Origin of the sequence: Nocardioides sp. 503, assembly GCF_004522095.1 — a bacterium.
GTDB lineage: Bacteria > Actinomycetota > Actinomycetes > Propionibacteriales > Nocardioidaceae > Nocardioides.
In genome coordinates this window covers 59,376-81,053 of record NZ_SPUI01000001.1, presented here as the reverse complement: position 1 = coordinate 81,053, position 21,678 = coordinate 59,376, and the positions used below count along the sequence as shown (strand labels likewise).

Here is a 21,678-nt window from a genome sequence, read left to right as displayed (position 1 = left end):
AGCACCGTGACGCGAGCGGCACGACGTGGGGTCCGGCGCGCGACGCGCCTGGCCCTCCTCGGCGCGCTCGCCGGCACCACGCTCGCGACCCTCGCCGCGCCCGGCCCGTCGGCCGCCGCACCCGACCGGGACTCCACGGACGCGCTCTACCTCGTGACCCTCGACGGGCCGGGCACCTCCGGCGCCGGGGCCTCCGGGGAGACCCGGATGCGCGCCGAGCAGGACCGCCTGATGACGTCCGTCGGCGCCCCCGCCCCGGTCTACCGCTGGACGACCGCGCTCAACGGCTTCGCCGTCCCCCTCACCCGCAGCCAGGCCGACCGGCTGGCCGCCGACCCGCGCGTCGCGCTCGTGGAGCGCAACACCGTCCGCCGCCTGGCCGCGGGCGCACCGGCCCCGGCGGCGGCGCGCACCTCACGCCGTACGACGGGCGGGCGCGGCGTGGTCGTCGGCCTCGTGGACAGCGGGATCGACCCCGAGGGGCCGCTCTTCGCGGCGGTCCCCCGGCTGGGGCGACCGGCCGTCGGCTTCGACGGCGCCTGCGAGGGCGGCGAGGCCGCCCCGGAGTGCACCGGCAAGCTCGTCGGCGCCCGCTGGTACGTCGCCGGGTTCGGCGCCGACGCCGTGCGCAGTGCCGCCCACCTCTCCGCCCTCGACGACGACGGGCACGGCACCCAGATGGCGGCCATCGCCGCGGGCAACGCGGGCGTCGACGCCCGCGTGCGGGACGTGCGGCTGGGCCGCTACAGCGGAGCGGCGCCCCAGGCGCGGCTGGCGGTCTACAAGGCGTGCTGGACCGCGCCCGACCCGCGCGCCGACGGCTGCGCGGCGGCCGACCTGGTGGCCGCGGTCGACCAGGCCGTCCGCGACGGCGTCGACGTGCTCAACCTCTCCGTCGACGGCCCCTCGCACATCGACACCGTGGAGCTGGCGCTGCTGGGCGCGGCCGAGGCCGACGTCGTCGTGGTCGCCGCCGCCGGCAACGACGGGAGCGCCGCTCACCCCAGCCCCTGGGTCACGACCGTGGGCGGCACCCTGGGCGAGCGGCCGCGCGGCACCGTCGACCTGCCGGGAGGCCCCGGCCTGCACGGCGCGATGGTCTCCGGCCGGCGCTCCCCCGTTGCGCCGCTGGTCCTCGGCGCCCGGGCCGGCACCCGCGACGCCCGGCCCGGTGACGCGCGGCGGTGCCTGCCCGGCAGCCTCGACGCGGCGGCGGTGGCGGGCCGGATCGTGGTCTGCGACCGGGGCGGCGTCGGGCGCGTGGACAAGTCCGAGGCCGTCGCGCTGGCCGGCGGGGTGGGCATGGTGCTGGCCAACGTGCGGCGCGGCTCGACCGACGCGGACTTCCACCGGGTCCCCACGGTCCACCTCGACCGCCCGGCCGCCGCCTCGCTCGAGCGCTGGCTGGCCCGTCACCCGGGGGCCCGCGTGGCGCTGCGACCCGCCGGTGTGGCGCGGACCCCGGCGCGCGTGGCGGGCTGGTCCGGCGCCGGCGACCCGGCGACGGGGGTCGTGAAGCCCGACCTGGTCGCGCCCGCGGTCGGCGTGCTCGGGGCCGTGCCGCCACGCTCCGACGGGGCTCGCTGGGACTTCGTGACCGGCACGTCGGCGGCCACCGCCGCCGTGAGCGGCGCGGCCGCGGTGCTGCGCAGCCGGCACGACTGGACGGCGGTCCAGACGCGGTCCGCGCTCGCCACCACGGCCGCACCCGTGCGCCGTACGTCGGTGCAGCGGGCGGGCGCCGGGCTGCTGCGGCCGGCCGCCGCCGGGCGGCCGGGGCTCGTGCACTCGCTGGACCCGGCCCGCTACCGCGCCTGGTGGCAGGACCGCCGGACCCGACTCAACACCCCCTCGGCGGTCCTGCGGCGCGGAGAGCGCTCGACGACCCGGACGGTGACCAACGTCGGGCGCCGGACGTTCTACTTCTCCTCCACCGTGCGCGGATTCTCCCGGCGGCACGCGTGGGTGACCCCCGCCGCGCTGCGCCTGGCCCCCGGCGAGACCGGCACCTACACGGTGCACGCCACGGGCCGCGGGTCCGACGACGGCCACGTCGTGTGGCGCGGCGCCGGCGGCACCACGACCCGGGTCCCGGTCCTCCTCCGCTGAGGACCGGTTGACCCGAGGCCACGCGGGTACCGGCCCGGCATGAAGCTGCTACGCGGAGCCGCCGCCATCGGGATCGCCAAGAAGGTCTACGACGAGGCGCGCAAGCCCCACAACCAGGCCAAGATCAAGTCCGCCGTCGAGAAGGCGCGAGCCCGCCGCAACCCCAAGCGCTGAGCCGGCGGCCGGGGCTCAGAGCCCCAGCTCGCGGGCGGTCTCCTCGCGCATCTGCACCTTGCGGATCTTGCCGGTGACCGTCATCGGGAAGTCCTCGACCACCAGCACGTAGCGCGGGATCTTGTAGTGGGCCAGCCGCCCGCTCGCGTAGGCGCGCACGGCCTCCGCGTCCAGCGGCTCGGCGCCGGCGCGCATCTTGACCCACGCGCAGAGCTCCTCGCCGTACTTCTCGTCGGGGACGCCGATGACCTGGACATCCTCGATGTCGGGGTGGGCGTAGAGGAACTCCTCGATCTCGCGCGGGTAGATGTTCTCCCCACCGCGGATCACCATGTCCTTGATGCGCCCGACGATGTTGCAGTAGCCGTCCTCGCGCATCTCGGCGAGGTCGCCGGTGTGCATCCAGCCGTCGCCGTCCACCGCCTCGGCGGTCTTGTCCGGGTCGTCCCAGTAGCCCAGCATCACGGAGTAGCCGCGGGTGCAGAGCTCTCCGGTGACGCCACGCTCGACGGTCTCCCCGGTGACCGGGTCGACCACCTTGACCTCGACGTGCGGGTGGACCCGCCCGATCGTCGACGTACGGCGCTCGAGGTCGTCGTCGGCGCGCGTCTGGCAGGAGACCGGGCTGGTCTCGGTCATGCCGTAGGCGATCGACACCTCGGCCATGTGCATGTCGTTGACGCAGCGCTTCATCACCTCCACCGGGCAGATGGAGCCGGCCATGATCCCGGTGCGCAGCGAGCTCAGGTCGTGCTCGGCGAAGCTCGGGTGGCTCTGCATCGCGATGAACATCGTCGGGACGCCGTAGACCGCCGTGCAGCGCTCCTCGGCGATCGTGCGCAGCGTCGTCTCGGGGTCGAAGCCGGGGCCCGGGATGACCATGGTGGCGCCGTGGGTGGTGCAGCCGAGGTTGGCCATCACCATGCCGAAGCAGTGGTAGAAGGGCACCGGGATGCACAGCCGGTCGTCGGCGGTGAGGTTGATGAGCTCGGTGGTGAAGTAGCCGTTGTTGAGCAGGTTGCGGTGGCTGAGCGTCGCGCCCTTGGGGTAGCCGGTGGTGCCCGACGTGTACTGGATGTTGATCGCGTCGTGCGGCGACAGCGAGGCCGCCCGCTCGGCCAGCGCCGCCCCGGGCAGGTCCGCCCCCTCGGCGACCAGGTCGGCCCAGTCGTCGGTGTCGAGGTAGACCACCCGCTCCAGCGTGGGGCACTGGTCGCGCACCTCCTCGACCATCGCGCGGTAGTCGCTGGTCTTGAAGCGCGACGCCGCCACCAGCATCCGCAGCCCGGACTGGTTGACGGCGTAGGCGAGCTCGTGGGTGCGGTAGGCCGGGTTGACGTTGACCAGCACCACGCCGGCCTTCGCGGCGGCGTACTGCACCATCGTCCACTCCGCGCTGTTGGGCGCCCAGATCCCGACCCGGTCGCCCTTGGCGATCCCGGCGGCGATCAGGCCGCGCGCCAGGTCGTCCACGTCGCGGTCGAGCTCCGCCCACGTCCAGCGGCGCCCGGTCGCCATCTCCACCAGGGCCTCACGCTCGGCGTACGTCGTGGCGGTGCGCGTGAAGCTGGCTCCGATCGTCTCCTCGAGCAGGGCCGGCTCGAGCTCTCCTGAGGCATAGGACTCCATGCCCTGAACCTACGACGCCCGACGTTGCCGTGGGGTTGGGTCGGCGCCAGGCGACGCGTGCCCGACGCGCCGCGGGGGGCGTGGAGCCCTGGCGTAGGGTCCATCCGTGCCCGAAGCCGACGCTCCCGAGGAGCCCTCGAAGCGCAAGCTCCCGCTGTGGCTCGAGACCGTGGTCCTGCTGACGGTCGCCGTCGTGCTGGCCCTGGTCATCAAGACCCTGTTCGTCCAGGCGTTCTACATCCCCTCGGCCTCGATGAAGCCCGGCCTGGTCGAGAACGACCGGATCCTGGTGCAGAAGGTGTCGTACTGGTTCGGTGGCTCGCCGTCCCGCGGGGACGTCGTGGTCTTCGAGGACCCGGGCGGGTGGCTGGACGGGCTGGCGCCCGAGCCGACCAGCCCGCTGGTGAAGGGCCTGACGAAGATCGGGCTCTACCCCAGCGGCGGCCACCTCGTGAAGCGCGTCATCGGCGTCGAGGGCGACACCATCGTGTGCTGCGACGAGAAGGGCCGCCTCGAGGTCAACGGCGTCGCGCTCGACGAGGACGACTTCATCAAGCCGCAGAAGTGCGACGGCCCGATGCCCGGTCCCGCGTGCGAATGGACCGCCGGCCCGGTGCCCGACGGCGAGATGTTCGTGATGGGCGACAACCGCAACGAGTCGGCCGACTCCTCGGCCCGGCTCTGCGTCAACCGCGGCCCCAAGTGCGACCCCGACAAGGCGTTCGTGCCGGTCGACCTCGTCGTCGGCAAGGTCTTCACGCTGGTGTGGCCTCCCGGCCGCGCGCACTTCGTCGGTCGCCCCGACGTCTTCGACACGATCCCCGACAACTGACCACGCCCATCGCTGCCCCGCCCGAGAGCTTCGGGCGGGTCAGCGTCGTTCGGCGGCGACGACCAGGGCCTCCATGGCGACGGGGGCGTCGGCGGTGACCATGGGGCCGATGTCCTCGGCGCCGGGGCCCTCGATGGTGGTCGTGACCGTGACCTCCGCGCCGTCGGCCGTGGGGCGGACGACGTGGTCGATGCGGATCACCAGCTCGCCCATCGTCAGCCGGTCGAGGTAGCGGCTGCCGGGCACGACCACCTCGAGGCTGACCGGGACCTCGATCGGCCCGGTGAGCGTCATCGTGCCGGTGGCGCCCTCGACGAACGGGCCGTCGAGCGTGACCGCCTGCACGGCGGGGTCCCAGTCGGCCCACGTACCGGTGTCCGACCACAGCGCCCAGATCTCGGCCGGGTCGGCGGTGGTCGTGACGGTGCGCTCGTAGCGGAAGGTCATGCGGGCTCCACGGTCATGCTCCGGTCTCCGAACCGCACCGTGTCGCCGGCGAGCAGCGTGGTGGGGCGGCCCGCGGTGAGGGCCTTGGAGACACCCTGCCGCACGACGACCGATCCGTTGGTCGAACCGCGGTCCATGACCACCAGCGCCCCGGCCGGCGTGACCTGGAACTGCGCGTGCGTCTTCGACAGCGACATGTCGCTGGAGCGCAGCGGCACCAGGTGGCTGACCGACTCCCCCGGCCGCGCCTCGGGGCGGCGCCCGACCAGGGCGAGCCCCTCGACGACGAACGTCTCGCCGGTGTCGAACGCGACCCGCCAGCGCGGCACCGCGGACGCCTCCGGCACCAGCGGGGGTCCCAGCTGCGAGGGCCGGCCGGGCGCGGGGTCGGGCGCCGGGGTCGGCGTGGCGGCCGGCGGCACGGGGGCGGGCGGCACCGGGGCAGGCGGCACGGGGGCCGGCGCCGGCGGGGTGGCGGCGGGCGGGCGCGGAGCGGCGGGCGCGGGTGCAGGAGCAGGAGCGGCGTGACGGGCCGCGGGGGCGATCGGCGCCGGGGAGGGTGGTGCCGCCGGCGTCGGGGCGGACGCGGGGGCGACCCGCGGGGCGGCGGGCGGCGGGGTCACGGCCGGGGTGGCGGACGGGGCCGCGGGCGGCGTGACGCGAGGTGCCGGGACCGGCGCCGCTGCGGGCGGCGGGCCGCTGGGCGGGGTCGCCGGCGGGGCCGTCGGCTTGGGCAGGCGGCGCGGGGTCGGCACCGAGACCACCGGCTGGGCGGGGGCCGGCACCAGCCGCATGGCGGTGAGGTTGACGAGCTGGCGGGGGCGTACCTCCTCCACCTCCTCGACGGTGGGCAGGGGACGCACGTCCACGACCACGCCGTGGCTGACGTGGTCGTGCCAGCCGCGGCGCTGGTTGCCCGGGTCCATGACCGCGGTCCAGGCCAGGGTCGCCACGCCCAGGCCGATCGTCGGCAGGGTCGCGACGCCCAGGACGAGGGTGCGCAGCAGCGCCCGCCCGACCCCGATCGGCGTGCCGGTCGCGTCCTCCACCACCCGCAGCCCCACCAGGGCCTTGCCGGGAGAGGTGCCCTTGAGGCCGAGCAGCAGCGCGTACGCCAGCCCCACGAGCAGCACGGTGCCGGCGATCAGGGCGATGCCGGCCCCGACGTCGCCCGGCTCGATCAGGCGGACGTAGGCGGCGTAGGAGGCGCCGGCGTAGAGGCTCCACGCGATGAGCCGGTCGATCGCGAACGCGTAGAAGCGTCGGTCGAGCTCGGCGGGCGGGTACGTCGTGGCGTCTTGCGGCGCGCTCATGGGTCCGTCTCTCGGGTCAGGGGTTGGTGACCTGGATGGTCACCCCGTCGCCGAGGTTGATGATCGCCCCCGGGATGAGCTGCACGGCGATGCCGGGCTTGAGGTCCTCGGGTCCGAGCCCCGGCTGGACGAGCACCGTGCCGTTGGTGGAGCCCATGTCGGTGACGACCGCGCTCCCGTGGTCGGCGCCGGTGCCGGGACGCACCTCGACGTGGGTGGAGGAGATCTCGTGCAGCGGGCTCGGGACGGTGACCAGCCGCGGCTGCTCGGTGGCGGTGAAGCGCCGTGCCTCGGGCGCGCGGCCGATCAGCACGACCCGGTCGACCTCGACGGTGTCCCCGCTGGAGACGACCAGCCGCGCCACCGGGCGGGTGACGTGGGGGGCGGGCGGCTGCCCGGGGATGCCCGGCTTCTCGCGGGCGAACTCGCCGGTCGCCGGCCCCGTCTGGGTCAGCCCGTCGTGGTCGGTGAGCGGTGGGGCGGAGACGGGCGGCACGGTGGCACCCGCCGGCGGCCCGCCGAGCGCCGGAGCCGGCGGGACCGGCACCGGGGGCGGCGGCAGCGGCGGCAGCGACGCCTCGGCGCCGTCCTCGTCGTCCCACACGAACTGCGACCCGTCAGCCTCGTCGGCCGGCGGGTCCTCCAGGATGCTGAGGCCGGCCGGCTGCTCGTCGTACTGCTCGGCGCCCTCGCCCTCGGTCTCGGTCTCGGCGGCGTCCACCTCGGCGTCGTACGCCGCCACGTCGAGCAGCTCCGTGGCGGGCTGCTCCTCGGGCACGACCGCGTCGCCCTCGGGTGCGACCGGCACCTCGGGTGCGACCGGCGCCTCGGGTATGACCGGCGCCTCGGGCGCGTCGAGCGACGCGGCGACCGGCGCGGGGGCGGGGATCGCGGGCGACTCGTCCGCGGTGCGGGACGGGAAGTCGATGCGGGCGACGCGGACCAGCCCGCCGTCGATGAGGTAGTCGGGCCCGGGGCGTCCGGCCTCGCCCACCTCGACGCCGATGGCGCTGACGTCCTCGAGGGTCTTCTCCACCCAGGTCGTGACCGTCGAGCCGTCGAGCTCGACCGTCTCGGAGCCCGTGGTGAGCGTGGCGCGCACGCCGGCGCCGCGGACGATGACCTTGGTCGGGCCGTCGCCGGTGCCGATGAGGACGAAGGCCGGGAGGACGCTGAGCCCGGGGGCCAGCACCTGGTCGAGGGTCTCGGCGAAGCCGGCGCCGCCGTCGACCTGGTCCCAGAGCTGGGCGGCGCGCGCCTTCTCGCTGGCGGGCAGCAGCAGGGTGGTGGCCGTCCCGAAGATCGCCAGCCAGTCCCCCGGGCGGTAGGACCACGTGGCAGGGCTCGTGGCAGTGCTCACGGCAGGGCTCCCAACTTCTCCTCGAGACTCACCCGCTGGCGCTCGGAGTCATACGGTGTCTCGGCGACCAATCCCACCACATCGATCACGACGGCCGTCGCGTTGTCCCGTCCGCCGGCCGCGACCGCGGCGGCGACCATCTGGTCGGCGGCGTCGCGGGGGTCGTCGGTCGAGCCGAGGATCCGCTGCATCGCGGCGTCGTCGATCATCCCGGTGACGCCGTCGGAGCAGAGCACCAGGCGCTCGGCGGCCGAGAGAGGCAGCACGAAGTAGTCGGCGTCGGTGCTCCCGGAGCCGCCCAGCGCGCGGGTGATGACGTGCCGCTCGGGGTGGACCGCGGCATCGGCGACCGTGATCGCCCCGGACTCCACCAGCTCCTGCACGAGGCTGTGGTCGACGCTCACCTGCTCGAGGGCGCCGTGGTTGTAGCGGTAGACGCGGGAGTCGCCGAGGTTGGCGAGCAGCCACTTGGGCTCGCCGGACTGCTCGATCAGCAGCGCGACCACGGCGGTCGTGCCCGCGTGGAAGTCCGGGGCGCCCTGCGCGCGCTGGCTGGCGTCGTACTCGGCGATGCGGGCCTGGCACTCCTCGAGGGTCTCCGCGACGACGGCGGCACCCCGGGCGGGGTCGTAGCCCTGGTCGGCCAGGCGGGCGAACTCCTCGACGACGATCGCGGAGGCGATGTCACCGCGGTCGTGGCCGCCCATGCCGTCGGCCACGACGAAGACCGGTGGGGCGACCAGGAAGGCGTCCTCGTTGACCTCGCGGACCAGCCCCACGTCGGTCGCCGCCCCGTGGTGCAGCTCCACGCCGGTCATCTGGTGGCCTCGCGGGTGGGGAGGCCGGATAGCGTGGGAAGGATGAGTACGACGAGGGGGTTCCGGTCGCTGGCCGACCAGCTGCGCGGCTGGACGGACGAGCGGTTGTCGACCCTGCTCTCCGAGCGTCCCGATCTCGCCACTCCCGCCCCTCATGATTTCGGCCAGCTCGCCTCGCGTGCTGCCGTGCGTACGTCGGTCGTCCGAGCGCTCGACGGTCTGACGCGTCTCGAGCTCACTGTCCTAGATGCCCTGGTGGTCAGTGGCCAAACCACACCCACCGAACTCTGCACATCTGTGCAGGCCGACCCCGGTGCCGTCAAGGAGGCGCTCCGCAGGCTCACCGACCTGGTGCTCGTGTGGGAGTCCACCGGTGGGCTGCGGCCGCTGACCGGCGTCGCGGAGGGCCTCACCGGCGGCCCCGAGGCCGGGGTCAGCGGCCTGCGCCCTCGCAGCGCGGAGCCGCTCACGGCCGCGCAGGTGCAGGCCCGCCTCGCCGAGCTGTCCGCCCCGGCACGGGCGCTGCTCGAGCACGTCCTGGAGCAGGGCGGGGAGGCCACCACGAGCGCGGCGCGCCACACCGTCTCGCCCAGCGAGGCCGCCAACCCCGCCGAGGAGCTCCTCTCGCGGCGGCTGCTGGTGCCCCGAGGCTCGGGCACGGTCGTGCTGCCCGGCGAGGTCGGGCTGGTCCTGCGCGGAGGCACGACGACCGCCGAGCCGGCCGACCGGCCGCCGGAGCTGTCCACCACCGCGCGCCAGCAGGCCCTGGTCGACCGGGTCGCGGGCGGCGCCGCGTTCGAGCTCGTACGCCGCCTCGAGCTGCTCCTCGACCACTGGGGCACCCACCCCGCCCCGGCGCTGCGCAGCGGCGGTCTCGGCGTGCGCGAGCTCAAGGCGGCCGCGACCTTCCTCCACGTCGACCAGCAGGCTGCCGCCCTGCTCGTCGAGTGCGCCTCGACCGCGGGGCTGCTGGCGTCGCGGGCCGACACCGACGGCAACCTCGTGTGGGTGCCGACCGACGTGTTCGACACCTGGAGCGCCCAGGACGTCCCGGCCCGGTGGGCCACCGTCGCCCGCTCGTGGCTGGAGAGCCCGCGGATGCCCGGCCTGGTCGGCAGCCGCGACCCGGCCGGCAAGCCGTGGAACGTCCTCACCCCCGAGCTCGCGGCGCGCACCATGCCCGAGTCGCGGGCGATGACCCTGCGGCTGCTGGCCGAGCTGCCGCCCGGCCAGGTGCTCGCAGCCGGCACCGGCGTGCCCTCGCTGCTGGCGCGGCTCGCGTGGCTCCGGCCCCGGCGGCCCCGCTCGCGCGCCGACCAGGTCGCGTGGACCGTCGAGGAGGCCGCGGCGCTCGGCGTGACGGGGCTGGGCGGCCTGGCGTCGTACGCCCGGGTGCTGCTCGACGGCGGCGATCCGCACGACACGATGGCGGCGATGCTGCCCGAGCCGGTCGACCACGTGCTGATCCAGGCCGACCTCACGGCGGTCGCGCCCGGTCCGCTGGAGTCGTCGCTGGCGCGGCGCCTGCAGCTGGTGGCCGACGTGGAGTCGCGCGGCGGTGCGACGACCTACCGCTTCACGCCCGGCTCGGTGCGCCGCGCCCTCGACCTGGGCTGGACGGCGGCGGAGGTGCACGAGTTCCTCGGCACGGTCTCGCGCACGCCGGTGCCGCAGCCGCTGGCCTACCTGGTCGACGACACCGTGCGCACCTTCGGCGCCATCCGCGTCGGGCAGGCCGAGTCGTTCCTGCGGGCCGACGACGAGACCGCGCTGACCGAGCTGCTGCACCACCCCAAGGTCGGCCCGCTGGGCCTGCGCCGGCTGGCGCCGACGGTCCTGATCAGCTCCACCCCGATCGAGGTGCTGCTCCCCCGGCTGCGCGAGCTCGGCGCCGCCCCCGTCGTCGAGGCCGCCGACGGCACCGTCAGGGTCACGCGCCCCGACCAGCTGCGCGCCCGCTCACCGCGGGGCCGACGCGCGGCCGCGGCCACCGCCCACGAGTCGGCGCGGATCGCCGCCACCCTCACCGCGATCCGCTCCGGCGACCGGGCCGCGGCGTCGCGCCCCGCCACCGGGGCCACGCTCTCGCCGAGCGGCTCGCTGACCGCGCTGCGCGAGGCGATCGAGGTCGGCGGGGCCGTGCTGATCGGCTACGTCGACAACCACGGCACCGCCACCGACCGCATCGTCGACCCGCTCTCGGTCGAGGGCGGGCAGCTCACCGCGCGCGACCACCGCTCCGACGACGTACGCACCTTCGCGGTCCACCGCATCACCAGCGTGAAGTCGCTGGACGTGCCTTCGTAGACTCGTCCCCGTGGACTTCATCAGGTACGCCGAGCGGTCGGCCGGCCTCCTCAACACCGAGCTGGCCGACCTCGACGCGCTCGTGGGTCATCTCGAGGGCCGCGACTGGCTCCACGAGCAGTGCACCGAGCGCGACCTGGCGCAGCTGCGACGCTTCCAGCGCGACCTCCGCCCGGTCTTCGAGGCGTCGGCCACGGGCGACGACCGCGGCGTGATCGACGGCCTCAACGCGCTGATGGTCCGCCACCCGATCACCCCCCGCATCTCCGACCACGACCCCGGCGACCTGCACCTCCACGTCGCCACCAAGACCGCGTCGGTGGCCGAGCTGCTGGTCGGCGAGGCACTGCTCGGCCTGGCCACCCTCGTCTGCGACCTCGGCCCCTCGCGCCTGGGCGTCTGCGAGGCCGCGCCCTGCAGCAACGTCTTCGTCGACACCTCCCCCAACCGGTCGCGCCGCTACTGCTCCGAGCGCTGCTCGTCGCGCGCCAACGTCGCCGCCTACCGCGCGCGCCGCAAGGCGCAGGCCCTCGCGCTCGCCCAGTCGGCCTGAGGGCTCCCCTCACCCCACGCGACCCAGGGCCGGCACGAAACTGGCGCTTCCCGTACGAAGCTTCCTACCGGAAGCGTGAGTTTCACCGGGTACCCGGTGAAACTCACCCGGTCCGTAGACTCACCAGGTGAACGACGGCCCCCTCATCGTCCAGTCGGACAAGACGCTCCTGCTCGAGATCGACCACGAGCAGGCGGCGGCGTGCCGGCGTGCGATCGCGCCGTTCGCGGAGCTGGAGCGCTCCCCCGAGCACATCCACACCTACCGGCTCACGCCGCTGGGCCTGTGGAACGCCCGCGCTGCGGGGCACGACGCCGAGCAGGTGGTCGACACGCTGCTGGAGTTCAGCCGCTACGCCGTCCCGCACGCGCTGCTCGTCGACGTGGCCGAGACCATGGCCCGCTACGGCCGGCTGCGCCTGGAGAAGCACCCCGTCCACGGCCTGGTGATGGTCAGCAACGACCGCCCCGTGCTCGAGGAGGTCCTGCGGGCCAAGAAGATCGCCGGGATGATCGGGGAGCGGCTCGACGACGACACCGTCGCGGTCCACGCCTCCGAGCGCGGCAACCTCAAGCAGGCGCTGCTCAAGCTGGGCTGGCCGGCCGAGGACTTCGCCGGGTACGTCGACGGCGAGGCCCACCCGATCGCGCTCGACGAGTCCGAGTGGCACCTGCGCGACTACCAGCGCGACGCCGCCGAGTCGTTCTGGCACGGCGGCTCCGGCGTCGTGGTCCTCCCGTGCGGCGCGGGCAAGACGCTCGTCGGTGCGGCCGCGATGGCGCAGGCCCAGGCCACCACGCTGATCCTGGTCACCAACACCGTCAGCGCGCGACAGTGGAAGGACGAGCTGGTCAAGCGCACGAGCCTCACCGAGGACGAGATCGGCGAGTACTCCGGCGCGGTCAAGGAGATCCGGCCCGTCACCATCGCGACGTACCAGGTGATGACCACGCGCCGTAAGGGCGTCTACTCCCACCTCGAGCTGCTCGACGCCCGCGACTGGGGCCTGATCGTCTACGACGAGGTCCACCTGCTGCCCGCGCCGATCTTCCGGATGACCGCCAACCTCCAGGCGCGCCGGCGCATCGGCCTCACCGCGACCCTGGTCCGCGAGGACGGGCGCGAGGGCGACGTCTTCTCCCTGATCGGCCCCAAGCGCTACGACGCCCCGTGGAAGGACATCGAGGCGCAGGGCTGGATCGCACCGGCCGACTGCGTGGAGGTCCGGGTGACCCTGCCGACCCAGGAGCGCATCGCCTACGCGACCGCCGATCCCGAGGAGCGCTACCGCCTGGCGTCCTGCACCCACCACAAGGTGCAGGTCGTGCGCGACCTGGTGGCCCAGCACCCCGGGCAGCCGACGCTGGTCATCGGGCAGTATCTCGACCAGCTCGACGAGCTGGCCGCCGCCCTCGACGCGCCGGTCATCAAGGGCGAGACGCCGGTCAAGGAGCGCCAGCGGCTGTTCGACGCCTTCCGCTCCGGCGACGTCGGGCTGCTGGTCGTGAGCAAGGTCGCCAACTTCTCGATCGACCTGCCCTCCGCCGAGGTCGCCATCCAGGTGTCCGGCTCGTTCGGGTCGCGCCAGGAGGAGGCCCAGCGCCTGGGCCGGCTGCTGCGCCCCAAGACCGACGGCAGGTCCGCGCACTTCTACACGATCGTCAGCCGCGACACCGTCGACGCCGACTTCGCCCAGAACCGCCAGCGCTTCCTGGCCGAGCAGGGCTACGCCTACCGGATCATGGACGCCGAGGACCTGCCGGCCTGAGCGGCGAGGCTCAGAGCAACGCCGCGAGCACCATCAGGGCGACGAGGACCACGAGGAAGGCGACGAGGGCGAACACGAACCACACGCCCTTGCGCTTCTGCTTCTCGAAGCCGATGCTGCCGGTCGTGAACTGGTGGTACGGCATCGCGTAGAACACCGGCACCTGCTGGCCCGGGGCCAGGTCGACGTCCAGCGCGGCCTGCCCGTAGGTCCGCAGCCACTGTCCGTGCACGTCGACGTGCCACCGGCCGGCCGGCAGCGGGATCGTGTTGAGGCCGTAGCGGGTCGGCACCTGGTAGCCGTTGATCCGCACCGTGGGCGGGATCAGCCCGCTGGTCATGACGTTGCCCTGCAGCGTCAGCTGGAGCCAGCCCGTGCTCGGGTCGGGAGCCGGGGTCGGCTGCGGAGCCACCTGGGGAGCCGGCGGCTGGTACGCCGGCGCCTGCGGGGCCGGCGGCTGGTACGCCGGCGGCTGCGTGGGCGGCGTGGGCGGCTGGTAGGGCGGGGGCACGGGCGGTTGGCTCATGCCCCGCACCCTGCCCCGCAGAAGGGCCGAGTAATCCCGGGTGACGTCCAGCACGTCCCGTGCGGTAATGCCCCGCGACGCCCTGGAGCGACCTACCCTGGTGAGGAGACCGTCGGCGCTGGGCCGCGATCCCGACCTGGAGCCCGTCACATGCCTTCCCCGTCCCGCAGCCGCGACCACGCCCTCATCGCCGTGGTGCTGACCGCCATCGTCGCCTGCCTCGCGCTCGTGATGCCGGCGCAGTCGGCGCTCGCCGGCGACGGGTCCGGCGCCGGCACGAGCGGCGGGGTGACCAGCGCGAAGGTGTCGGTCGGCAAGGTCCGGGGCAACGTCCTCGGCCGGGCCAGCGACGGCCGGCTGCGGCTCAAGATGCTGCTCTTCCGGGCCGACTGGAGCTACATCGGCGCCCGCCGGATCGCCGGCTCGACCTACTCCCTGACCCTTCCCGCCGGGACCTACCGCCTCCAGTTCGTCGACAAGCGGCCCTCCTACGACGTCCGCAAGTACGCGCCCACCGACGTCCTCGTGCGGGTGCGCGCCGGCTCGACCACCGTGCGCAACGCCCGGATGCGTCGCGGGGCGGCCATCACCGGCGTCGTCCGCACCGGCGGCAAGCCGGGTGCCGGCGCCAAGGTGGTCGCGGCCAACACCAGCGAGCAGTCCTTCGACACCGTCGCCAACGCCCAGGGCCAGTTCGCGATCGGCGGCCTGCCGGCAGGCAACTACTCGATCTTCACCTACGACCGTCGCCGCACCTGGGTGGGCAAGAGCCTCTATGCGCCCCGCGTGAAGGCCGGGAAGTTCCGCAACGTCCGCATCAACCTCCGCAAGCGCGCGGGCGAGCTGCGCGTCGACCTGTACGCCGGCGGCCAGCCGCTCACCGGCAGCGGCTTCGCCACCGTGGTGAGCCGCAAGACCGGTCAGTTCTGGACCGCGAAGTTCTCGCGGGGCTCCATCGCCTTCCCCGGCGTCTACCCCGGTCGCTACCGCATCATCATGCCCGACGCCGGTCGGTGGTTCGGGCGCAGCGGCAACGTCTCCAACGGCTACGTGCGGCCCGGGCGCGGCGCCTTCGGCAGCTTCGCCCTCACCCAGCGCGGCGGCGCCCTCACGGGCCGGGTCCTGCGCGACGACAGCGGCACCGCCTTCCAGGGCGTGACTCTGCGTCTCTACAACCGGGCCGGCGCGCTCATCGCGCAGACCACGAGCTCGACCAACGGCGGGTTCTACCTCGGCGGCAACCTCCGCAGCCAGGTCGGCATGACACTCGTGGCCTACAACAGCTTCGACGGCAACTACAAGCAGCTGACCGTCCCCAACCTGAGCGTCCGGATCAACCAGGACGTGCGGCTGCCCAACCTGCGCCTGCAGCGCAACGCCACGACCACGCCGTCCAGCACCCCACCCACGACGCCCACGAGCACGGCGACCAGCACCCCGACGAGCACGCCGACCAGCCCGTCGGCGACGGCGCCGACCTCGACCTCCACGGCCACGGCGACCACGACCGTCACGGTCACGACCACCGTCTCCCCCTAGCGGCTGCTCGCGGCCCCGAGCCGCTTGGCCACCGCTGGCACGATGGCAGGGTGTCCACGATGAGCGAGGTCCGCGAGCGGCTCGGCACCGCGCTCTTCCTGCGGGTGGCCGGTCCCGACGGCGCCGCCCACGCGGCGCGCATCCACGGCGCCCCCGGACCGCGCTGGTTCGAGCCCGACAGCGCGATCGTGCGGGTGCACGGCGACGCGTCGATGTTCGTCGGCGGCATCCGCGCCCTCCTGCTGCAGACCCTGCACCCCGCGGCGATGCGGGCCGTCTCGGAGCACTCCGGCTTCCGCGGCGACATGTGGGGACGGCTCAACCGCACCAGCCGATTCCTGGCGACGACCACGTTCGGCACGGCCGAGGACGCCCAGCAGTCGGTGGACATCGTGCGCTCGATCCACGAGCGCGTGGTCGGCACCATGCCGGACGGCACGCCCTACCGCGCCTCCGACCCGCACCTCCTGCGCTGGGTGCACGTCGCCGAGGTCGACAGCTTCCTGCGCGCCCACACGCTCTACGGCAAGGAGCCGCTCGACCAGGCCGGGCGCGACGAGTACGTCGCCCAGAGCGCCGAGGTCGCCCGCAGGCTCGGCGTCATCGACCCGCCCCTGACCGAGGCCGACCTCGCCGCCGACCTCGCCGCGTTCCGTCCGGAGCTCCGCGGGACGCCCGAGGCCCGCGAGGCCGTGCGCTACCTGCTCTTCAAGCCGCCGCTCCCGCTGGCCGCCCGGGCGCCCTACGGCGTCCTGGTGGCGGCCGCCGTGGCGATGATGCCGCGCTGGACGCGGCGACCGCTCCGGCTCCCGTGGCTGCCGGTGTCCGAGCGCACGGTCGTGCGGGCGCTGGGCGGCCTGGCGACCGGGACCATCCGCTGGGCGATGGGGGCCGGGCGACCGGCATGAGTCCAGCCGCGAGGCCCTGCCTGTCCGGATCCGGTGCTTGACTGTGCCGGTGGACCTCCTCTCGGCCTGGCCGCTGCCCGACGGCACCGACCTGCGTGACCGCCTGCTCGCCGCCTACTCCGACGAGGCGCGGGGCTACCACGACACGACGCACCTCGCCGAGGTCCTGGGCCGCCTCGACGAGCTCGCGCGCCACGGCGCCGCCTACGACCGGACTCCGGTGCTGCTCGCGGCGTGGTTCCACGACGCGGTCTACGACGGGGAGCGCGACGCCGAGGAGCGCTCGGCCGCGTGGGCGGAGGCGGAGCTGCCCGGCCTGGTCGACGGCCACCTCGTGCACGAGGTCGCGCGGCTCGTGCGGCTCACCGAGACCCACCGCCCCGAGGCCGACGACCCGTCCGGCTGCGCGCTGTCCGACGCCGACCTCGGCATCCTCGCGGCCGACCCCGCCCGCTACGCCGCCTACGTCGCGGCGGTGCGGGTCGACTACGCCCACGTGCCCGACGACGTCTTCGTCGAGGGCCGGGCCGCGGTGCTGCGCGACCTGCTGTCCAAGCCCCACCTCTTCCACACCGCCTACGCCCGGGACACCTGGGAGGCGCCGGCACGGGCCAACGTCGAGGCGGAGCTAACGCGGCTTGCGGCGCCGTAGCCCCGCCCCGATCAGGCGGCGCACCAGCTCCCGGGAGGTCACCGGTTGCGCGCCCAGGGCGACGACCTGGTCGTACCACTCCGACGGCACGTCGTAGTGGTCGCGGTCGAAGCCACGCTCGGGGATGCCCAGCACGCGCGCGAACTCGTGCAGCTCCTCGTAGGAGGTGTCGCTGGCCAGGTGCGACCACATCCGGCCGTGGCCGGGCACGTCCGGCGGGTCGATGAGCAGCGTCATGCCGACCGCGACGCCGCGTCGTCGAGCATCAGCCGCCACGAGCGCACGTAGTCGGCGTCGACGTAGGAGCGCGTGGTCGACCCCGGCCGCACCTGGACGTCGACGTGCAGCTGCCCCACACCCGCGCGCAGGAGCCAGGGCACGTGCTCGGGACGCAGCCCCCCGGCGGGCAGGAGGAGCCGGGCGACGTCGGGGTCGGACTGCGCGAGCGCGAGCAGGTCGTCGTAGCCGTGGTCCAGGCCCAGCGGCGAGCCGCCGGAGCGTACGGCGGTCAGGCCCGGCAGGCCGACCGCCAGGGCGCGCCAGGCGCGGGCCGGCTCCAGGACGTGGTCGACGGCGCGGTGGAAGGTCCAGGGCACGCCGGGCAGCGCCGCGGCCAGCGCGCGGCAGGTCTCGACGTCGATCTCGAGGTCGGCGTCCAGGAAGCCCAGCTCCACGCCCTCGGCGCCGAGGGAGACCAGCTCCTCGGCCAGCGCCACCAGGCGCACGAACTCCCCGCCGGTCGTGGTCAGCGAGTCGTTGAGGCGCAGCATCACCCGCACCGGCAGGTGGGTGCCGCGGATCACCGACGCGGCCAGGGCCAGCTCGGGTGAGCGGCCGTCCCCCTCGCCCTCGACGGCGAGCGAGAGCCGGTCGGCCCCGCCCTGCTCGCAGCCCGGCAGGTCGCGTGCGTGCAGCACGGCGACCTCGAGGAGCGCTCTGCTCATGTCCGCACTCTAGGCGGTCACGGACCCGGCTCCCGGGACGCGCGCAGCACTCCCGGGCACACCGCCAGGGGTCTCCGAGCGCGTCCCGCTTGCGGCGTCGGCACAATGGGGGACGTGGACAACACCCTGTACTTCGACGCCCGCGCCCGCGTGCTGGCCGACCTGCAGGCCCGCCGCTTCGCGACGCCCGAGGCCGTGTCCGTCCTGGAGGACGCCTGCGCCTCGCGCCGATGGTGGGCCGAGCAGTGGCCCGAGGGCGAGGTCTACGTCGCCGGGCTGGTCGCCCAGGACGTCCAGGACGCGCTTTTCGAGGCCTCGGGCCGCTGGCCCCTGTGCCTGGAGTGTGAGGACGGCCCCGTGCACTCGCTCTACATCCAGCCCGACCTCGGCGGACCCGAGCCGGTCTGGGTCTGCGAGGAGACCGGCCGCGTCGCGGCGGCGCTCGGCCACCTGGGTGCGGCCTGAGGGCGCTCAGGCGCCGAGCTGGACCCACATCGTGAAGCGGTCGGCGCGGTAGACCGAGCGGGAGACCTCGACGATCTTCTCCCCCGACAGGGCGCGCCGCGAGTGGCGCAGGACGACGCCGCCGGGCGGGAGCTCGAGCAGCGTCGACTCCTCCACGGTGGGGCGGTCGGCGGTGATGGAGTCCTCGGCCCACGAGGGCCGCAGCCCGCGCTGGTCGAGGTCGTCGTAGAGGCTGGTGGGCATGCCGCTCTGCAGGAAGCCCGGCAGGAGGACCTCGTTGAGGTAGGCGTCCTCCACGCACACGGGAGCACCGTCGCCACGGCGCAGCCGGCGCCAGTGGATGACCGCGTCGCCCTCGGAGATGTGGAGCGCGCGCGCGACGCCGGGGCCGGCCTGCTCACGGCGGGCGAGCAGCGTCTGCGACTCGGCCAGCAGCCCGCGCCGGGTCATCTCCTCGGTGTAGCCCGAGATCCGGCTCACGGCCTGCCGGGGGCGCGCGACGAACGTGCCGCGCCCGGGGATCCGCTCGAGCAGCCCCTCGACGACGAGGGCGTCCAGAGCCTGGCGGACCGTCATGCGGGCCACGCCGAAGCGGTGCACCAGCTCGCGCTCCGAGGGCGCCGGCGATCCGGGGGCGCTGCCGGTGACGAGCGAGCGGACGTACTCCCGGACCTGGACGTGCTTCAGCGTCCTTCCGTCCGTCAGGAGCGCCTCTTCCACCCTTGCACCCTAGGGCCACGGGGGCTCCCGCGTCCCCGAATTGGCCGGACCGCGTCACACCTGCGGCCTCCGGCACTCCCGACGGCTAGTCGGTGGCGATGGCGCGCAGGACGTCGAGCCGCGCTGCGCGACGTGCGGGGAGGACCGCCGCGAGCATGCCGATCACGATCGAGAGCACCAGGAACGCAGCCAGCTGGCCGTAGGGCACGCGGATCACCTCGAGCCCCTCGTCGCGCAGCGCGTACATCAGCGCGATCCCGAAGCCGATCCCCAGGATCACGCCGAGCACGGCGCCGAGGGCCGAGATGACGACCGACTCCAGCGTGATCATCCAGCGCAGCTGCGAGCGGGAGACCCCGATCGCGCGCAGCAGGCCCACCTCGCGGGTGCGCTCGATCACCGACAGGGCCAGGGTGTTGACGACGCCCAGGACGGCGATGATCAGGGCCAGCCCCAGCAGCGCGAAGATGATCAGCACGAACTGGTCGATCGGCTCGCGCTGCTCCTCCGCGAACGCCGCCTGGTCCTTCACCGTCACGATCGGCAGCTCCTCGACGACCGCGTCGAGCCCCGCCTGCAGGTCGTCGGCGCCGGGCTCGGCGAAGATGATCAGCGCGTTGTCGGCCGCCTCGTAGCCGGAGTCCTCCAGCGTCGCCAGCGTCGTCACCAGCGGCAGGAAGATGATCGGGTTGTCGGCGAAGATCGCGACCACCGGCCAGGTCTTCTTCCCGTCGGGCGTCTCGAAGTCCACGGTGTCGCCGACCTCGAGACCCTCGTCGTCCGCGTAGTCCTCGGGCACGACGACCGTGCCGTCCTCGAAGTCGCCGAGGTCGCCCTCGAGGACGTCGAGCTCGAGGCGGTCGGCCGTGGCGGGGTCGATGGCCGACACGCCGTCTCCGCCGAAGTCGCCGAACTGGTAGCGCTGGCGCACCACGTCGGCCACGCCGTCGACCTTCGCCATGTCGTCGGCGATGGACGGGTTGAACTCGCCCCCTCGGACGTTGCTCACGACGTAGTCACCGACGAAGTTCTCCTCCACCGACTTGTCGACCGACGCCTTGGCGGAGGCGCCGACGATCGCCATCATGCACGCGAGCGTCAGCGAGATCATGAGCGCCGACGCCGTGGCCGTCGTGCGGCGCGGGTTGCGCAGCGTGTTCTGCCCCGCGAGGTTGCCGATGGAGCCGAAGAGGCGGGCGTAGAGCGACCGGGCGCCGGTGAGGAACGGCCTCGACACCACGGGGCTCACGGCCGCCGCGGCCAGCAGGATCAGGAACATCCCGGCGCCGGCGGTCTGCAGGGCGTAGGGGATGTCGGCGAACAGGCCGAGCGCCACCGCGAGGACGCCCACGGCCGCGAGCACCAGCCCCCAGGAGAAGCGTCGCCAGATGGAGCTCTCGGTGAGCGCGACGTCGTCGCGCATGGCCTGCACGGGCGAGATGCGCGACGTGCGCCGCGCCGGCAGCCACGCCGCGATCATCGTGACCAGCACGCCGACGGCGTACGACGCCACGACGGTGCGGGGCCCGAAGACCAGGGGCTGGCCCGAGAGGTCCAGCCCGAACTGCCCGAACAGCACGCGCAGGCCCATCGCCAGCAGCACGCCGAGACCGAGCCCGATGGTGGAGCCGAGCAGCCCCAGCACGAACGCCTCGAGCTGGACCGACCGGACGACCTGCCGCTTGGACGCCCCCAGCGCGCGCAGCAGCGCCAGCTCGCGGCTGCGCTGGGCCACCAGGATCGAGAACGTGTTGACGATCAGGAACGCGCCGACGACCAGCGAGATGAACGCGAAGACCAGCAGGAAGACGGTGATGAACGAGATCGCCTCGAGCAGCTGGCTGGCCGACTCGTCGGCCGCCTCGTCGCCGGTGACCGCCTCGATGTCCTTCGGCAGCGCGCCCGCCACCGCGTCACGCAGGTCCTCCTGGGAGACGCCGTCCTCGGCGGTGACCCAGACGTCGTTGTACTCGTCCTTGCCGCCGAGGAACAGGTCCTGCGCGGTCGCGGTGTCGAACATCGACAGGGTGGCGCCGTTGAGGGAGCCGCCCTCGGGGAAGCCGGCCAGCCCCACCAGGGTCGGCGCCAGCTTGCTGACGCCGCGCGGCAGCAGCAGCTCCACGGTGTCGCCGACCTCGTAGCCGCCCTTCTCGGCGGTGCTCTCGTCGAGGACGACCTCGTCGGGCCTTTCGGGGGCCTCGCCCTCGACCAGCTCCAACCCGGCGCCGCCCGCGGCGGGCGCGGTGTTGTAGTTGCCGCCGAGGGCCGGCGGGCCGAGGCCGCCGATGACCTTGTCGTCCTGGCCCACGACGTAGACGCCGATGGCGCTGACGTTCCCGTCGACCCGCGCGACCCCGTCGGCGTCCTCGAGCTCGTCGAGGAGGGACGCGGGGACGGTGAGCGACGACAGCGAGCCGGCCGCGGTCTCGCCGCCGACCGGCCGGACGACGACGTCGCCGACCGTGGAGGCGAACAGCGCGGTGAAGCTGCGGCTCAGGGTGTCGGAGAAGATCAGCGACCCGGCGACGAAGGCGACCCCCAGCACGATCGCGAAGGTGCTCATGAGCAGGCGGACCTTGCGCCCGAGCAGGCTCTTGAGGGAGGCGCGCCACAT

Annotated in this window: 20 protein-coding genes; 10 read left to right on the top strand and 10 right to left on the bottom strand. The window is 74.2% G+C overall.

Annotated features, from left to right (window positions below; genetic code table 11):
* The first annotated feature begins 6 nt into the window (after nucleotides 1-6).
* Entirely contained in the window at nucleotides 7-2,109 is a 2,103-nt protein-coding gene (locus E4622_RS00425; protein ID WP_134738126.1) for a S8 family serine peptidase, read from the top strand.
* A gap of 39 nt (nucleotides 2,110-2,148) precedes the next feature.
* On the top strand, nucleotides 2,149-2,283 hold the full coding sequence (locus E4622_RS23290) for a hypothetical protein (RefSeq protein ID WP_280633729.1): 135 nt from the start codon (nucleotides 2,149-2,151) through the stop codon (nucleotides 2,281-2,283).
* A 15-nt stretch (nucleotides 2,284-2,298) separates the two neighbouring features.
* On the opposite strand, the gene E4622_RS00420 is transcribed toward E4622_RS23290, so the two are convergent.
* Complete coding sequence (locus tag E4622_RS00420) at nucleotides 2,299-3,912, bottom strand: AMP-binding protein (protein WP_134738125.1); 1,614 nt, start codon at nucleotides 3,910-3,912, stop codon at nucleotides 2,299-2,301.
* 106 nt (nucleotides 3,913-4,018) lie between these two features.
* Between E4622_RS00420 and lepB the strand changes: the two genes are divergently transcribed.
* Nucleotides 4,019-4,744: a signal peptidase I gene (lepB, locus tag E4622_RS00415; RefSeq protein WP_134738124.1), complete on the top strand. Its 726-nt coding sequence runs from the start codon at nucleotides 4,019-4,021 to the stop codon at nucleotides 4,742-4,744.
* A gap of 39 nt (nucleotides 4,745-4,783) precedes the next feature.
* On the opposite strand, the gene E4622_RS00410 is transcribed toward lepB, so the two are convergent.
* Genes E4622_RS00410 through E4622_RS00395 form a run of 4 tightly spaced genes read right to left on the bottom strand, consistent with a single transcriptional unit; the run spans nucleotide 4,784 to nucleotide 8,682 of the window.
* Nucleotides 4,784-5,191 carry an SRPBCC family protein gene (locus E4622_RS00410; protein WP_134738123.1) on the bottom strand — a complete coding sequence of 136 codons (408 nt, stop codon included), beginning with the start codon at nucleotides 5,189-5,191 and terminating at the stop codon, nucleotides 4,784-4,786.
* Complete coding sequence (locus E4622_RS00405) at nucleotides 5,188-6,504, bottom strand: RDD family protein (RefSeq protein ID WP_134738122.1); 1,317 nt, start codon at nucleotides 6,502-6,504, stop codon at nucleotides 5,188-5,190. The genes E4622_RS00410 and E4622_RS00405 overlap by 4 nt, the downstream gene beginning before the upstream one ends.
* 16 nt (nucleotides 6,505-6,520) lie before the next feature.
* A complete protein-coding gene (locus E4622_RS00400) occupies nucleotides 6,521-7,864 on the bottom strand; it encodes an FHA domain-containing protein (RefSeq protein ID WP_134738121.1) in 1,344 nt (447 codons plus the stop codon).
* Nucleotides 7,861-8,682 carry a protein phosphatase 2C domain-containing protein gene (locus E4622_RS00395; RefSeq protein WP_134738120.1) on the bottom strand — a complete coding sequence of 274 codons (822 nt, stop codon included), beginning with the start codon at nucleotides 8,680-8,682 and terminating at the stop codon, nucleotides 7,861-7,863. The genes E4622_RS00400 and E4622_RS00395 overlap by 4 nt, the downstream gene beginning before the upstream one ends.
* Nucleotides 8,683-8,979: 297 nt before the next feature.
* On the opposite strand from E4622_RS00395, the gene E4622_RS00390 reads away from it, so the two are divergent.
* From E4622_RS00390 to E4622_RS00380, 3 genes are all read left to right on the top strand, one after another.
* Nucleotides 8,980-10,989, top strand: a complete 2,010-nt coding sequence (locus tag E4622_RS00390) for a helicase C-terminal domain-containing protein (RefSeq protein ID WP_245155821.1) — start codon at nucleotides 8,980-8,982, stop codon at nucleotides 10,987-10,989.
* A gap of 10 nt (nucleotides 10,990-10,999) precedes the next feature.
* Complete coding sequence (locus tag E4622_RS23090; RefSeq protein WP_134738118.1) at nucleotides 11,000-11,542, top strand: CGNR zinc finger domain-containing protein; 543 nt, start codon at nucleotides 11,000-11,002, stop codon at nucleotides 11,540-11,542.
* Nucleotides 11,543-11,669: 127 nt separating this feature from the next.
* Nucleotides 11,670-13,310 carry a DNA repair helicase XPB gene (locus tag E4622_RS00380; RefSeq protein WP_134738117.1) on the top strand — a complete coding sequence of 547 codons (1,641 nt, stop codon included), beginning with the start codon at nucleotides 11,670-11,672 and terminating at the stop codon, nucleotides 13,308-13,310.
* Between the two features lie 10 nt (nucleotides 13,311-13,320).
* Here the strand turns inward: E4622_RS00380 and E4622_RS00375 are convergent, their stop codons facing one another.
* Nucleotides 13,321-13,836, bottom strand: coding sequence for a hypothetical protein (locus E4622_RS00375; protein WP_134738116.1), 516 nt, complete (start codon nucleotides 13,834-13,836; stop codon nucleotides 13,321-13,323).
* Nucleotides 13,837-13,986: 150 nt separating this feature from the next.
* Here E4622_RS00375 and E4622_RS00370 point away from each other — a divergent pair, with 150 nt between their 5' ends.
* Genes E4622_RS00370 through E4622_RS00360 form a run of 3 tightly spaced genes read left to right on the top strand, consistent with a single transcriptional unit; the run spans nucleotide 13,987 to nucleotide 16,935 of the window.
* Nucleotides 13,987-15,375 carry a carboxypeptidase-like regulatory domain-containing protein gene (locus E4622_RS00370; protein ID WP_134738115.1) on the top strand — a complete coding sequence of 463 codons (1,389 nt, stop codon included), beginning with the start codon at nucleotides 13,987-13,989 and terminating at the stop codon, nucleotides 15,373-15,375.
* 59 nt (nucleotides 15,376-15,434) lie between these two features.
* Nucleotides 15,435-16,283 carry an oxygenase MpaB family protein gene (locus E4622_RS00365; protein WP_134738114.1) on the top strand — a complete coding sequence of 283 codons (849 nt, stop codon included), beginning with the start codon at nucleotides 15,435-15,437 and terminating at the stop codon, nucleotides 16,281-16,283.
* Nucleotides 16,284-16,332: 49 nt separating this feature from the next.
* Nucleotides 16,333-16,935 (top strand): hypothetical protein, encoded by a 603-nt coding sequence (locus E4622_RS00360; protein ID WP_134738113.1) that lies wholly within the window; start codon nucleotides 16,333-16,335, stop codon nucleotides 16,933-16,935.
* Here the strand turns inward: E4622_RS00360 and E4622_RS00355 are convergent.
* On the bottom strand, nucleotides 16,912-17,172 hold the full coding sequence (locus E4622_RS00355) for a DUF4031 domain-containing protein (RefSeq protein WP_134738112.1): 261 nt from the start codon (nucleotides 17,170-17,172) through the stop codon (nucleotides 16,912-16,914). The genes E4622_RS00360 and E4622_RS00355 overlap by 24 nt on opposite strands.
* On the bottom strand, nucleotides 17,169-17,879 hold the full coding sequence (locus E4622_RS00350) for a copper homeostasis protein CutC (RefSeq protein ID WP_134738111.1): 711 nt from the start codon (nucleotides 17,877-17,879) through the stop codon (nucleotides 17,169-17,171). Before E4622_RS00350 ends, E4622_RS00355 begins: the two co-directional genes overlap by 4 nt.
* Before the next feature lie 105 nt (nucleotides 17,880-17,984).
* Here E4622_RS00350 and E4622_RS00345 point away from each other — a divergent pair, with 105 nt between their 5' ends.
* Entirely contained in the window at nucleotides 17,985-18,344 is a 360-nt protein-coding gene (locus E4622_RS00345; RefSeq protein ID WP_134738110.1) for a hypothetical protein, read from the top strand.
* Nucleotides 18,345-18,350: 6 nt separating this feature from the next.
* On the opposite strand, the gene E4622_RS00340 is transcribed toward E4622_RS00345, so the two are convergent.
* Nucleotides 18,351-19,064: a GntR family transcriptional regulator gene (locus E4622_RS00340; RefSeq protein WP_245155820.1), complete on the bottom strand. Its 714-nt coding sequence runs from the start codon at nucleotides 19,062-19,064 to the stop codon at nucleotides 18,351-18,353.
* 85 nt (nucleotides 19,065-19,149) lie between these two features.
* Complete coding sequence (locus tag E4622_RS00335) at nucleotides 19,150-21,678, bottom strand: ABC transporter permease (RefSeq protein ID WP_134738109.1); 2,529 nt, start codon at nucleotides 21,676-21,678, stop codon at nucleotides 19,150-19,152.

Bases quoted from the DNA above. Each gene is read 5' to 3' on its own strand.
- E4622_RS23290 (WP_280633729.1), top strand. From the start codon at position 2,149: ATGAAGCTGCTACGCGGAGCCGCCGCCATCGGGATCGCCAAGAAGGTC.
- E4622_RS00345 (WP_134738110.1), top strand. From the start codon at position 17,985: ATGGGGGACGTGGACAACACCCTGTACTTCGACGCCCGCGCCCGCGTG.
- E4622_RS00365 (WP_134738114.1), top strand. From the start codon at position 15,435: ATGAGCGAGGTCCGCGAGCGGCTCGGCACCGCGCTCTTCCTGCGGGTG.
- E4622_RS00405 (WP_134738122.1), bottom strand. From the start codon at position 6,504: ATGAGCGCGCCGCAAGACGCCACGACGTACCCGCCCGCCGAGCTCGAC.
- E4622_RS00350 (WP_134738111.1), bottom strand. From the start codon at position 17,879: ATGAGCAGAGCGCTCCTCGAGGTCGCCGTGCTGCACGCACGCGACCTG.
- E4622_RS00395 (WP_134738120.1), bottom strand. From the start codon at position 8,682: ATGACCGGCGTGGAGCTGCACCACGGGGCGGCGACCGACGTGGGGCTG.
- E4622_RS00375 (WP_134738116.1), bottom strand. From the start codon at position 13,836: ATGAGCCAACCGCCCGTGCCCCCGCCCTACCAGCCGCCCACGCCGCCC.
- E4622_RS00420 (WP_134738125.1), bottom strand. From the start codon at position 3,912: ATGGAGTCCTATGCCTCAGGAGAGCTCGAGCCGGCCCTGCTCGAGGAG.
- E4622_RS00335 (WP_134738109.1), bottom strand. From the start codon at position 21,678: ATGTGGCGCGCCTCCCTCAAGAGCCTGCTCGGGCGCAAGGTCCGCCTG.
- E4622_RS00370 (WP_134738115.1), top strand. From the start codon at position 13,987: ATGCCTTCCCCGTCCCGCAGCCGCGACCACGCCCTCATCGCCGTGGTG.
- E4622_RS00410 (WP_134738123.1), bottom strand. From the start codon at position 5,191: ATGACCTTCCGCTACGAGCGCACCGTCACGACCACCGCCGACCCGGCC.
- E4622_RS00355 (WP_134738112.1), bottom strand. From the start codon at position 17,172: ATGACGCTGCTCATCGACCCGCCGGACGTGCCCGGCCACGGCCGGATG.